We start from the raw sequence: 14,001 nt of genomic DNA on the forward strand, positions 1-14,001 counted from the left end.
TGAGCTAGCCTGTACTGAGCTTGTCGAAGTGAAGGGCTCAGGCTGACATCGCTTAGCTGATAGTCTAAAAGTAATTTCCCTGTTCTTTTAATAAATCCATTACCATGAAAAGAGGAGCTAAACCAAATAGCTCCTCTTTTAACAAAAAATCTATTGACATGGCGTACAAACGAATCGACATAACCAAAGAGGCCGAAGCCCTGATCGACAAGCTCCGAGACCAACACGGCCCGCTGATGTTTCATCAAAGCGGTGGCTGCTGTGACGGCTCCAGCCCCATGTGCTATTCCAAAGGCGAATTCCGCACGGGTGCATCGGATGTCTGGATGGGGCAAATCCACGATTGTGACTTTTACATGTCCAAGGACCAGTTTGAATATTGGAAACATACCCACCTGACACTGGATGTCACCGATGGCCGAGGAGCCAGCTTTTCATTGGAAATTCCCTATGGCAAACGCTTCTTGATCCGCAGCAGATTGCTGACAGAAGATGAACTGGCCGATCTGGAGCCTGTGAGAAACGGGGAAGATGTATAATATCTATATTAAGCCAGCTCTAATTTCCCCCTGCATCTATTGGACTTGGTCTCACTTCTCATAAAAATAGCTGTCCTCAAAACACAATTCCCATGCTTAGCGATCCTTCGATCCTTTCATTGGTAGGCTCATTTTGGTAAAAAATAGGAAGGTCTTTCTTAGCGCTTATCCACCTGCCTTCCAAACGCACAAAACTGATAGCATTAGGCTTGTATTCGGTACTCAAGGTGTATCCCATAAGCTGGACTCCGGCTAAATCCCCCATATCATTTTCATAAGTTCCGGAAATAAATCCATCAGGATCCTGAAATGTTTCCACTCTTCCTGTAACGGAGTACTCATCCGTAAACTGGTACCGTATCGTCGTCAGGGCATTGTACATGATGGCCGTTTTTTCGGGATGGTCCAGTTGCGAATGGCTTTGGGTGCCTACATCTCCGCCCACGGTAAGGTGAATTTTTGGAGTGGGATTATAGTTAACGTACAGATTATGGTACGTTCGATACTGCTTCGGAAAGGAACCATCCAGCGATTCACGACCGAAAAGATTGGTATAGGTGAGTTGTAAATCCTCTCGGAGGGAATAAGAAAACAACATCCCCACCGACTTGGCACTGTTGGCGTCCAGGAAGAAATTGTAGCCATTCACCACCCAAAACTGGAAGTCAAGCCTATCACTTCCCTCGTAGGAAGCCCGCACGCCACTTTGGTAAAATGGCTCATTATAGCTGGCCACTGTTGTGGTCGTCGTGAAATTGTCCTTGGGCAGAAAACTTTCGGTACCGATGTGGGTACGGAAGAAACCTGCATCCCCCCATCAATCCTTGACGACCTCCACCCCTACATTTGCCTCTTGTAGCACGGGAAATTCAGGATCCCAGATAGCCTTGGAAATGTCCCCGTAGTGTAACGTGAGATTACCGCGCAGCCGTTCGTCCTGATAGTGGACTCCAATTTGGACGATGTTTAGGCCAAACCGCTTGCTTCGCGGTACAGTCGTGGCAAATTTTTGGAGGGCATTTGCCTCCAAAGAATCGGAATAGGATGCATAATACACTTCAGTGTAGCCCGAGAAGGTGAAATTATCCCAAATACGGCTCTTTTCTTGTGCTGCAGCAAAGTGAAGGACATGAAAAACCAAAACACCTAAAAAACCAATTTTCTTTCCAATGCTGTTCATAACATTATAATTCAAAACCCACAATCTCATGACGATATCGTATTAAAAAAGAAGATGTCGAAAAATGCCACATGAGAAGCATTCCGTTTGTAAAGCCCTGTACGATGTATTTTCAAAGCGGTCTCTCCCCACACACGGAAACCCTGACATTCACCACTTCACCAACCTGATCTCAACCTATTTTCAGTACTAAAAACGTCATTGCGGACCCATATTAGGAGGATGCGAGCTGAAAAAGGGTGTGGCAATCCCCAAATACTAAGGCTTCCACGGCTCCCACCCCTAAGCCTCGCAGGGACGGTTTTAAAATCGAACTGAGGTTATTGCATAATTAACAATTTAATTCGCAAATAAAAACATAAACCTTCATGCTATAAACAGGACCCAGAAGCAGCTACTCATTAAACAACAAAGACAGGTCTTTTGGACCTGTCTTTGTTCTAAAATGCTATCAGTATTTCCGTTATTCCACCAACCGGATCACATAACTGTATTCGTAATGATCATCTTCCAATCGATACGGCTTGTGCGGATAAGCACCCCAGCTTGTATCGCCTCCTAATCCACGTTGCTTCCAATCGATATGGAGGTAAACGGTGTTTTTAGGCTTAATGTCTGTAGGATGCTGCTGCTTTTTGGTCAAGCCCGGATCAAGGTCCTCTACCGACACATCCAGCGCACTGAAGCTCAAGGGCTGTATTCCCTGAATTTGGATACCTTGGCCCTTATCGTTTCGCAGCGTAAGCCACCTTACATCGGTTTTGTTTCCGGACTCCTGTGGCCGGACATAATCCCAGTAAAATTGATTTTCCACTTGGTCGTTGTACTGCCCGATAAAGGAAGAATGCTTTCTGTCGCTGTAATTTTCCCAAGGTCCCCTGCCATAATAGGCAAGATTTCCATATTGCCCCGGCAACTCCATGCGCATGCCGTAGCGGGGAAGCTCAGGTAAATCCCTGCCTTCCAAGTCCATGGCTGCCGTTACTTTCACAGCGCCATCAGACTGGATCTGGTAGGTGACAGTGTACGGAACGTTGATATTGGTCAATTCGTAATTTACCGTAATCTGTATGCCCTCATCGCTCTTTTCTCCCACTTGCACATCCAACACTTTCTGCCCTAAATGTGCGGAACGCCATACCCCTAACCGGGATGGCATATGGTTACCAAAATCATTGTCGATCGGCGCTCTCCAAAAGTAAGGAGAGGGCAATGAACGTACCATCCAAGGTTCTCCATCCTTTAAGGTGTATTTTCTAAAATTGCCCCGTTTTAGATCAAATGCTCCGGTTACTTTGTCCGTAGCAAACGTCAGCAAATCTTCCGTTTGCTCCACCTGAAGGTTTCCGGTGACCGCTTCCAAATGGTCAAAATAGTAGCCCTCATTCAACGCAAACTGCTCTCTGGCTACCTCATGGCCAGCAGGCACCAATGCTTCGGTGTTTTTGGTGTAGGCATAAACATTTAAAAAGGTTTCTGCATCTCCCACTGAAGGCAAGTTCAATTGCACATATTTTTCTTCATCGGCCGACAAATCGACATCGAAATCTCCCGTCTTGACCACTTCGCCCTCTTCGACCCATTCCCACTTGAAAGCATATTGATCCAAATTGGTAAAGTCAAACAGGTTTTGCACGTGCAATCCCTTCTCGGGAGAATAATCGAATAGGATATCTTGGTATACTTTTTTCACTTCGTGCAACGCCGGGTGTGGTTTCCGATCAGCGGTCACCAGCCCATTGGCACAGAAGTTTTCATCATTTTGGAAGAAATATCCGCCAAGGTCTCCCCCGTAAGCCCAAAATTCCTTTCCATTATCATCCTTGGCCAGCAGGCCTTGGTCGACCCAATCCCAGATAAAACCTCCCTGCATGTGAGGACTGTCCAAGATGATGTCCCAGTATTCTTGGAAATTCCCAGTGCTATTGCCCATGGAATGTGCATACTCACACATGATAAAAGGACGGGTCTTGTCCGTGGCATCTGCGTATTCCTGCATGTGTCTGATACTAGGATACATCGGGCAGACGATATCCGTGTCTTCATTTTCTCCTGCCTGCTCAAACTGCACCAAACGAGAATCATCACGCTCCTTCATCCAATTGTACGCCTCGTAGAATACCGGTCCGTTACCGCATTCGTTCCCCATCGACCAAATGATGATAGACGGGTGGTTTTTATCGCGCTCCACCAACCGATGGATCCGATCCAAATGCGCAGGAGCCCACGCTTCAAGGTACGCTGGATGCCGGTCTTTTTTAAACCTTCCTTGCCATTCGGCCCCCATCCCATGGGTTTCAATATTGGCTTCATCCACCACATAAAGACCATATTCATCACAGAGTTCATACCATCGTGGGGAATGAGGGTAGTGGCTCATCCGCACGGCATTAATGTTGTTTTGCTTCATCAGCTGGATGTCCCTGAGCATGATCTCCTCGTCGGGCACGTGGCCTTTCACCCCATGATGCTCGTGGCGGTTGACGCCCTTTACCAAAACCGATTGGCCATTGACCATGAGCTGGGCATCTTTGATTTCTACCTTGCGGAAACCGGTTTTCTTACTGACCGCTGCCAACGTCCTGCCTCTTGAGTCCTTTAGGCTGATGGTATATTGGTAAAGATATGGCTCCTCGGCGCTCCACTTATTTACGTTTCCAATAGTTTTGGAAAACTTCACTTCCTGATCACCATTGCTGACGGCCTTGGTATCACTGTACACTTGCTTTCCATCCTCGTCCTGTAGCTCGAAAGACAGCTCTCCTCCCTGCACATCACTTCCCTCAAAGGCCCTCAACTGAATGGCTGCTTCCAGCACGCCATTTTTATACCTGTCATCCAAACCACTTTTTACAAAGAAATCCCAAATGGTCAATTTCGGCACGGCCTGCAAAAACACACTCCGCTCAATACCGCTCAAGCGCCAAAAATCCTGATCCTCCAGGTAGCTCCCATCATGCCAACGAAAAACCTGTACCGCCAACGTATTTTCTCCGGTCTTTAAATAGTCCGTAATGACGAATTCCGCGGGAGTTTTGGCGGCTTTGGTCATTCCGACTTCCTCCCCATTGACATAAACGGTGGCATAGCCCGAAATGGATCCAAAGTGCAAAATCACCTCCTGATTATCCCATTGAGAAGGAATGGAAAAGGTTCTTCTGTAGGTGCCTACGGGATTGTACTGATTATCCACTAAAGGAGGATCGGCGGGGAAAGGATAGGCCACATTGGTATAGACGGGCATATCGTACCCTTCCAGTTCCCAATTGGAGGGCACCGTGATATCATCCCAATCCTCATCCTTGAAAGTCGGCTCAAAGAAGTCCGTTGGGCGATCCTGTGGCCGCTTGACCAACGAAAACTTCCACAGACCATCCAAGGTCTTGAAAGATTCGTTCGTCGTCCTATTTCCTAGGAGGGCTTTTTCCTCTGAAGGATACGTGATAAAATATGCCCTCGCAGCTTCCTTATTTCGGTCAACGGCCGTAGGGTCTTCCCATTCGTTTTGGGACTGGGCATGCAGCAAGCCTCCCAAGGCAGCCACCAAAGCACCAGTCATCCATAGCTTTTTGAATTGCATATATTTTTATTATTGCTAAAGTGTTTAAATGGTAGAAATATCTAACGGAGAGTAGCTCATCCCTCTACTCACATCTCATGTCTCCCTACTCCTTACTCACTAGCCTGGATCCCCTCCACTGTAGGCTCCACACGAATGATATTTCCTTCCTCATCAAAGGTCAAAGGATCAATACAAACTTCCCTGTGGAAGCCCGCCGCTCTTCCCATGGCGATGCCATGAGGTCGCGTAAACCGGTGATACACGATGTACCATTCATCTTTACCGGGAATTTGAATGATGGAATTATGGCCTGTCCCATAAATCCCCTTTTCGGGAGCCTTGGCAATCACCAAATTATCCTCCGGAATGGTCAATGGCCCCATGGGGGAATCGGCAAAGGCATACCTTACACGATAGTCCTCGTCACGCGTATCATTTTCCGACCATAGAAAATAGTATTTACCATCCCGAAAGAAAACCTCTGTGCCTTCGCGGAAGGTACCATCTTCAGGTGTCAGCAACTTGACCTTTCGCTGGTCAAAGCTGACCATATCCTCATTTAAGGGCACCGCAGCCAGATAGCCATTTCCCCAATAAAAGAAATCCTTGCCGCTGACAGGATCATGGAAGACGTCAGGATCGATTTCCTGCCCTCTATTGGTTCCTGATGGCTTGAAATCCACCAGGGCCTTTCCGGAATCCTTAAAAGGACCCGCGGGATGATCTGCCACGGCCACTCCTATTTTTTGCGCCGCGGTGAAGTAGTAGAAATATTGGTATTTTCCATCAATTTTCTTCTCGATGGCACAAGGTGCCCAAGCGTTGCGATTGGCCCATTCCACGTCCTTGTGCAGGTCAAGGATCACCCCATCATCCTGCCAGTCGGTCAGGTTTTCGGAAGAAAAAGATTTAAAATAAGTTCCCGACCAGGAATCAAAACCATCACTGGTGGGATAAAGGTGAAACTTCCCTGTTTGTTGGGAATAGATAATTTCTGGATCGGCATAGTATCCTTTCAGTGCAGGATTATTGTCCTTTCTGGCTTCCACCTGAAATTCCTGGGTGCTTCCATCAGGTTTGGAAAGGGTGTAGGTCACCGGGCCTTGGCTAAAATCCTGCATTCCTGAAGGAGAAAGGGAATACCCCACCATCAGTGAAAACTCAGGATCCAATGCATTCAGGTCTGTTGCTTTTTTGACCGGCAGGTAGATGGTCCCTTTTTGTTCGTCCACCATCACGTTATGGGCATAAACCTGCTCGTCATTCGTCCCGACAATCCAGTTTTGCTCATCCAGGCCAAAGGCATTTTCCAACCGCTTGGCCTCTTCCAGGGTAATGGGCAGGACCACACCATGGCGGGGATGAAAGTTCATGTTCACTTGGTCATCAATCACCTCAAAATGCTCCAGATCGGTACTTTCAGTGAACTGATAGGAACCCTTCATATAAACATCATACATCAAGATGTACTTATCGCTTTCGTTCAGCTTAAAGATGCCGGAGCCTTCTACAGCTTCTTTGGTTTGTTGCAGGTACTCATCCTGCATCACATAATCACCGGTCAGGCTGCTCGCTACTGCCTTTTTAAGACCATTGCCGTGACCTTCTGTTTTGAAAAACAAATGGTACTGACCGTCTTTTTCCACAATGTCCCCGTCAATACATGATTTGTTTTCCGGATGGAAGAAAAGCTGCTGTGGAAGGGTTTCCAAACTGGTAAAATCATCATTGGCATAAGCATAATAAATAATGTCTGGCGCATCGCCTTGCTTCATGGAGAAATAAACCATGTATTTTTCCTTCTCCGCATCATAGATAGTCTGCGGCGCCCACACCCTGGTCACATCGCCAAACTCTTCCGGAAATAGCTCAGGGATAAATACCGTTTGGTGCGTCCAGTGGACCAAATCATCGGATTTCAAAAACACCATTCCCTGATTGGTCCAGCCGTCTTCTGGCACATACAGGTCAGTGAGTACCATGTAAAAAGTCCCATCCTCTCCCCGAAGGATGTGTGGATCCCTTACTCCGCCCCGTTTACTGATCGAATCTGCACTGATAACAGGTCGGTTATTGTTCAAGGCGCGATAATCAAAGCCGTCTTTGCTCAAGGCAAAATGAACAGCTTCCTGACCGGGACCATTCCCGGTAAAATAGGCAAACAAATAGGCTTCAGGGACTTGCGAAGGCCCGCCACAAGCGGCGAGGAGCCCAACACTAAGTATGAGACTGGTTAGGTTACTTAAGAATTTCATTGTCGTTTTTTAGGTAAATAAAACCATATGGTCATACAAAAATATAAAAGTATTTTTAACACTTATAATTTATTGAATGGTCACCACGTACTTGGACAGGCTACCTGCCATTTATCGTCAATATTCAGGAAAAATTGCTTGCAGCTCAATAATCGAGCTGCAAGCGCAAAGTTCCTAAATCCGGGCAAATAGCTCTGCTATCAGTCCAGATACCGTAACATCGCCTCAACCAGATAATAATCACCATAGGTCAACGGCACATCTACTTCAGAATTTTCAGGAATATGACCGACGCCATGTTTGAGCAGGAACCCACCATTGGTGCCCTTCTCAGCAATGTATTCATCTGTTGTCAATGTTTTCAACATGGTCGCTGCATCTTCATAATAGCTTTTTCCTTTTTCTGCATCCACATACTGCGAAAGCTCCAAAAGTGCGGAAGCCATAATTGCTCCGGCGGAGGAATCCCTCAACTCATTCGGGATATTGGGAGCATCAAAGTCCCAATATGGGATTTTATCTTCAGGAAGATTCGGATGATTGAGCACAAATTCCGCTATCGCAACCGCTTGGTCAAGGTATTTCTGATCCTTGGTCACGCGGTACATGACGGTATAGCCATAAAGCCCCCAAGCTTGTCCTCTAGCCCAAGCGGACTCATCTGCATAGCCTTGTGCGGTACGTTTCCGCTGGACTTCTCCGGTCTCAGGGTGATAGTTGATGACGTGATAGGAGCTGTTGTCTTCCCGAAAGTGATTGGCGATGGTCGTATCGGCATGCTTGATCGCGATGTCATAGTAAGTGGAATCGCCTGTGGCTGCAGTGGCCCAAAAAAGCAATTCTAAATTCATCATATTGTCAATGATCACCAAAAAATCCCCTTTTCTGGAATCCCAGGATTTAATGGCTCCGACTTTTTCACTAAACCTTGTGGACAGGGATTTGGCACTTTGGATCAGCACCTCTTTGTATTCCGGCTCAGGGTCCATTCGGAAGGCATTGCCAAAACTACAATACATCATAAAACCCAAATCGTGCGTCGAAGTGTTGTGCTGCTCTTTTTTGAGCAATTCCAACGACCTCATGGCCTCGTTGTGCAGGGTTTCGTCAGGGTGATATTCATCCAGGTAAAGTAATGTTCCGGGGTAAAAACCGCTGCACCACCACCCGGATCCGCTGCCTTCAAAGGTATCCGTGTCCGGATGATAGGTCTTTGGAAATTCGCCCTCTGGTAATCGGGTCATCATATACTTATACTGCTCGGCAGCCCGATCCAAGGTACTGCTGATTTGCTTAGCCAAACCATTTTCTGCAGGGGCAGCCGTTTTTGCCTCTTCATTTTCAGCTTTTCCATTACCGCAGCCAGTTGCCATTAATCCAGCCATCAAGGCAAGAAAATACCATCGCTTTTTCATTTTGTTCTGTTTAATAGGTTAATGTTTATTTCTTTCCAATTAGTTAAAACGGCCAATTTGGCAAAGGAAGCGTTATGGCTGCTTCAATGTCCAAATCAGCATACTCCCATCACAAGCAGTCATTTTTCCAGAGGAATTATAAAATCTACTTATCTCTAGTTCCTAATTTTACATCCGGAACAGCGACATCTTTTCACTTTATTCTTGGCGCTATACGCTAATCTTGATACTAACTACTTGCTACTAAATACTACTTTACTTCCAAAATCTTCACCGGACTGGTCTTGCCCTCTGCCAGGCCTTCCCCGTCGATTTGTTCTACTTTTTGGACAAACAAATGGAATTTCCGCTGGGCCTTCCATAGTTCAATATCATAACTCGGTTCCCACTGCCCTACACTTTGCTGGGTCAGGTCCTGGATCTCCCAAGGCTGGTTGCCAAGATCAGGTGTATAGGCCATGGAAGCCTTATGGTCGCGTTCTTCGTCGTTAAAAATAAGGTAAAGGGCTGTTTTGCCTCCCTTTGCATTTACCAGAACCTGTGGTCGGGATATGGGGATTCGCTTCGTTCCGCCACCGCCCAGTACAAATGCACTTTCTCGAAAACCGGGCGTGCTTTTCTTCCATGCTCCATTCGCTCGATAAACGATCTGATATTGGGTCACTCCACCGTCATTCCAATAAGTAGCAATATAGGGAAGGCCATTTTCATCGGCCGTGATGGCCGTTTGATTGATCAAGCTGCTGTTTTGGGGGATTTTCCAGGCATACTCTGCACGTGCCAAATTAATGGGAAGGGTATAGGCTTCCCCTGTGGATTTCTCCCAAGTTTTTCCTCCATCAGTGGACCGGGCATAGGCCATGTCATGATTGGTGCTGACATCATAGGTCTCCCGCCATACCCAGGACAAATGCACGGTGCCTTTTGCGTCTACACACGCCTGCCAATAGGCATTCCGCGCTCCTTCTCCATCAATCAAATTGCGGTGCACTTGCTGCCATTTGCCAGTCTTGGCATCATAGCGGTTAAGGACCAGGTTTCCCCTGCCAGACACTCCAGAGCGGTATAAAAAGAGTAAATCGCCATTCGGCAAATTATGGAATTCCGGATAGGTGACATCCTGCTCCAATTGCCCTGTCATGGGCTGCATCTCTCCCAGCTCCAGTCCCAGTGGCGCTTTACTTTTGGCATAGCGAAGTGGATTATTGTGATGGTCCCAACTCACATGAAGATACCCTTCCCCATCCACTGCGATACTGATGGTGTTGTGGGCATCTGCTGTATTGCCGGTATAGCGAGTTTGGTAAACCTCCCAATCTTGCTCGCCCAATTTCCGCTTGGCCAAAACCAAACGGCTCTCGGGATCATAGTAGGCCGTAAACTGGGTATCCTTAAAGGTGGTTACGGAATTTCGCCTGAAAATCACGGCATTCACGGAATTATTGGCCCAGCCTTCGCCCACTTCGCTTACCGTGACCGATTCGCCAAGCGGTTTGGTTCCTGCACAACCCGCGAAAAGCACCCCCATAAGCAACCCAATCAGGGTTTTCGATAGCCTCATATTAATATACAATTAGTCGTTTCATTAATTTTGTTCATTGGATTTCACCCATCCTTATCTGGATGGCATATCCAAGACTGCCCGGACTAACAGTTGTATTGCTTGCCTCTGCCCACGCTCGGTTTCCGAGCGAATTCAAAACGCCTCTAAGGCAAACCACCATTTGTCCCGCCATGCCCTTACTTCTTGGGGTAATTTCCATACCCCAAGTCTTGATCCGCAAGATTACTTCTCGGCCTTATCTCTGGTAGCATCACCGCCACTCCAAATGCGCTTTTGTGTCCACGGTGCTGCGGCATCCGACCAGAATGGTGCTTCCTCGGGAAGTCCTAGCACAAGAAATACTTCGGCACAGAGGTAAAGGCTTCCCGTGGAAATATAAGGTTCCGCTACCTCCGGCTGGCGACCATAAAAACCCAATGTCAACCACCCATTTTCGTCAAACATATCGTCGGCTTCCAGGTGCTTGCGGATCACCGCTTCCAAAGCCCCTCTCACTTGGGATGGATTTACCTTCTCAGGAAGCGCTTGCCAAAGGGCGATCTGGCTGAGCGCTTGGAATGCTCCAAATCGATACGCCATGGATCTTCCGATAATCGGGTAGGTACCTTCCGGTCCGATCAGCCTTTCTTGGATGGCCGCATATCGCTGGGCCCTTTTCAAGAACAGGTCAAAATCACGGCCCATAAAAGTTTCTTTCTCCTTGAGCACTTTGGTGATATCCAATAACATCGGCTGAATCACAAAGCTGTTGTAATAATCAAAGTGGAATTCCGGACCGTCGCCATACATGCCATCGCCCAAGTACCATTCCTTGTGCTTATTCAGCGGATAAGCAAGGCGAACCATATCGGCTTCGCCATCAAATTTCAGCAAGGCGGCTTCTACCATGCCCGTAAACAACAACCAATTGCTGTAATAGGGTGAGATCACCCTTGAGGACTTCAAGGCGGCGATGACATTGGCTTTGGTCTCTGCTGAAAGAGGCTCCCACAGCTGCTCTGGAGCCCTGAGAAGCCCTTGGGCAAAAAACGCTGCATCCACCAATGGCTGCCCGTGCTGGGTGAAATTCATAAAATCCGGACTCTCCGGATCCGTGGCGTTATGGATCGCCTTTCTGGCCAAAAGGATATACTTTTCACGCAGCTGCCCCTCGGCAGTCTCGTCAGGCCCCAGCTCCAACCATGGCGCCATGCCAGAAAGCAACCGGCCAAAAGCTTCCAGATAAGTTACTTCTTCCCTGCCGCCATAGGCATCGGTGGTCTTTTCTACAGGCATCGTGGCCTTCAGCTTATTCTCGCTCAAGGCGACCAATACCGGATCGGCAATTTTGGTCAATACTTCTACGTAATAGGCCCGGGACTCCTTCCCGGTTACCTCTTCATGACTTCCTTGCGCGGAGGCAACCTGGGAAGCAAGTAGCATAAACGTCAATATCCCTACACCAATTTTGTTAGTAAACTTCATTTTTTTATCAATTCAAATTCACATTTCATTTAGTCACGTCCCCGATAGGCATCGGGACAGGCGCTCAAATTACTTGACACACTTTTTTCATTTTCTCACTGCGTGCCCCTTCGGTTCTCCGCCATACCTTTCTTTGTTCTTTACGCTTGCCTCCTGATGCTAATAGCTAGAAGTCCAACAGCGGTCACTTTTCCTGATATACCCGTACATAATCCACCTCATATGATCTCGGGAAAGCTGTACCAGAAGGATCTCCGCCATTAGCCCCTATCGCCAAATTCAACAGAATATAATGGGGCTGATGGAAGGGGTTGAAACCGTCTGGATTTGTGGTTTTGGCAAGATCAATTTCATTCAGAAGCTGCTCGTCCAGGTAGAGCTTGATGTGCTCATCGGTCCATTCCATTTTCCATACATGAAACTGGTCCGGCCAAGAGGCCTGCTGTGCGGTGAAGTCGGAAAAAGGCACCTTTTGCTCATCCCACTGGGCTTCCCACTGGCCTCCTTCCCTTTTCCATGCGGCATTGGCCAAAATGGTAGGCTGATCGTCCACCCGATAAAATTCCATAATATCTACTTCTCCACAAGAGGGCCAAGGCTGGTCGGTGCCCAAGGTCCATATCGCTGGCCACATCCCTTTGGCGGTATCTATCTTGGCCTTGACTTCAATGATGCCATACTGAAAAGCTTTCTTGCCACGGGTATTGATGCTGGCAGAAGTGTATTCGGCCACCTTTTGGCTCCGCCTCCAATCCCCACTGCCTTCCTCATACCGCTCATTCGGCATTTCCTCCCGTCTTCCCTCGATGACCAAGCGTCCATGCTTTACAGAAGCATTGGCTTTTTGATAATATTGTTTTTCATGATTGCGGACAAATCCTTGCTCAAAGGACCAAAAAGCTTCATTCACCTTCCCTTCCGCATTAAATTCCTCACTCCACACCAAGGTATAACCGGGATATTTATTGGCAATTTCCCACGCTACATCCTGCGCACTTGATACGGTCACAATACAGCTCAAGACGATGAAAAACAGCCCTGCTAAAAGGAATATATCTTGCTTCATTTCTTTTTCTTTTTAGGATGGTTGCTACATGATGATCGCCCATCCATGTTTACTTTCAGAGTTCCGTTGCCTTTACATTGGTTTTGGAGATAGCTAACCCCCATTAGTCCGCTGACAAATCCTTGATTTGGATATTTCTGAACAGTACCCCCTGTCCTTCAGACTGCAAACCAATGTACCCCTCCTTCAATAGCTTCCCGTCGACTTTGACCGCAGGGTCAAAACCATGAGCCACCTCTCCTCCAATTTGGGGTTTGGTATAGCGCAGCACGGTATCGCCATTGACCATGTGGATCACCAACGAATCCTCAAAAACGATCAAGTCTGCCTTTACCCATTCATCCCATAGATAAGTGGCCGAGGTGGAATTGATACAATGCCGGGGATCCATTTCCCCCTCAAAAAACACCTCCGTGCCGGGAGAGCACATATTGCCGGTGGGCCTTTCCACACCAGCTTCGGCTTCAGCCAGCATTTGATACTCCACCGAAATGGGCCAGTCCTGTTCTTTTAAAATGCTTTCGGGTGATTGGGAATGAAACATGATCCCGCTATTTCTATACGTATAACTCGGCGCATCTTCCAACCACTCATCCGTAAAGCGGTATTCCCATTTTAAGTGAAAAGTGGAAAAGGATTTCTCGTAAAAAAGGTGTCCATATCGTTCATCAAAGCCCTCATCATAGCCATCATAACTGACCAATATGGTTTCATCCTGCACCCGGAAGGTGTTTCGATAATTTTCTCCGGTTTCATGGTGATGGATTTTGGGAACCCAACCGTCAAGGTTTTGCCCGTTAAAAAGGGACTGCCACTCTGGGGCGGCTGTTTTGTCTGATTTTTCTTTGGACGAAGAGCAGGCCATCCCGCAGATCAAAATGGCAGTAACCACTGCCAAAACGCTAGATTTCATGAGTTTCCGGTTTTGTTATCCCGTCTAAAATAGGCCATTACGA

Annotated in this window: 9 protein-coding genes and 1 pseudogene; 1 reads left to right on the top strand and 9 read right to left on the bottom strand. The window is 47.4% G+C overall.

The features are described 5' to 3' along the window. Nucleotides 1-158 precede the first annotated feature (158 nt). Nucleotides 159-539, top strand: a complete 381-nt coding sequence (locus ECHVI_RS02335) for a DUF779 domain-containing protein (protein WP_041738265.1) — start codon at nt 159-161, stop codon at nt 537-539. Nucleotides 540-615: 76 nt separating this feature from the next. Here the strand turns inward: ECHVI_RS02335 and ECHVI_RS02340 are convergent. The 9 genes and pseudogenes from ECHVI_RS02340 to ECHVI_RS02380 form a co-directional block, all read right to left on the bottom strand. Continuing rightward, a pseudogene (locus ECHVI_RS02340) lies at nt 616-1,338 on the bottom strand (outer membrane beta-barrel protein); the annotation flags it as partial. 18 nt (nt 1,339-1,356) lie between these two features. After that, entirely contained in the window at nt 1,357-1,749 is a 393-nt protein-coding gene (locus ECHVI_RS02345) for an outer membrane beta-barrel protein (protein WP_041738267.1), read from the bottom strand. A 433-nt stretch (nt 1,750-2,182) separates the two neighbouring features. Next, nucleotides 2,183-5,299 carry a beta-galactosidase, LacZ type gene (gene lacZ, locus ECHVI_RS02350; RefSeq protein ID WP_015264336.1) on the bottom strand — a complete coding sequence of 1,039 codons (3,117 nt, stop codon included), beginning with the start codon at nt 5,297-5,299 and terminating at the stop codon, nt 2,183-2,185. 92 nt (nt 5,300-5,391) lie between these two features. Continuing rightward, a complete protein-coding gene (locus ECHVI_RS02355; RefSeq protein WP_015264337.1) occupies nt 5,392-7,536 on the bottom strand; it encodes a glycoside hydrolase family 43 protein in 2,145 nt (714 codons plus the stop codon). Between the two features lie 200 nt (nt 7,537-7,736). After that, the gene (locus ECHVI_RS02360) at nt 7,737-8,951 is read right to left on the bottom strand and encodes a glycoside hydrolase family 88 protein (protein ID WP_015264338.1); all 1,215 of its coding nucleotides are present in this window, start codon (nt 8,949-8,951) and stop codon (nt 7,737-7,739) included. 250 nt (nt 8,952-9,201) lie between these two features. Next, nucleotides 9,202-10,512, bottom strand: a complete 1,311-nt coding sequence (locus ECHVI_RS02365; RefSeq protein WP_015264339.1) for a BNR repeat-containing protein — start codon at nt 10,510-10,512, stop codon at nt 9,202-9,204. Nucleotides 10,513-10,737: 225 nt separating this feature from the next. After that, nucleotides 10,738-11,979 carry a DUF2264 domain-containing protein gene (locus tag ECHVI_RS02370; RefSeq protein ID WP_015264340.1) on the bottom strand — a complete coding sequence of 414 codons (1,242 nt, stop codon included), beginning with the start codon at nt 11,977-11,979 and terminating at the stop codon, nt 10,738-10,740. 184 nt (nt 11,980-12,163) lie between these two features. Further along, nucleotides 12,164-13,045: a glycoside hydrolase family 16 protein gene (locus tag ECHVI_RS02375; RefSeq protein ID WP_015264341.1), complete on the bottom strand. Its 882-nt coding sequence runs from the start codon at nt 13,043-13,045 to the stop codon at nt 12,164-12,166. Nucleotides 13,046-13,148: 103 nt separating this feature from the next. Beyond that, the gene (locus ECHVI_RS02380) at nt 13,149-13,958 is read right to left on the bottom strand and encodes a 3-keto-disaccharide hydrolase (protein ID WP_015264342.1); all 810 of its coding nucleotides are present in this window, start codon (nt 13,956-13,958) and stop codon (nt 13,149-13,151) included. Nucleotides 13,959-14,001 lie beyond the last annotated feature (43 nt).

Origin of the sequence: Echinicola vietnamensis DSM 17526, assembly GCF_000325705.1 — a bacterium.
GTDB classification, from domain to species: Bacteria; Bacteroidota; Bacteroidia; order Cytophagales; family Cyclobacteriaceae; genus Echinicola; species Echinicola vietnamensis.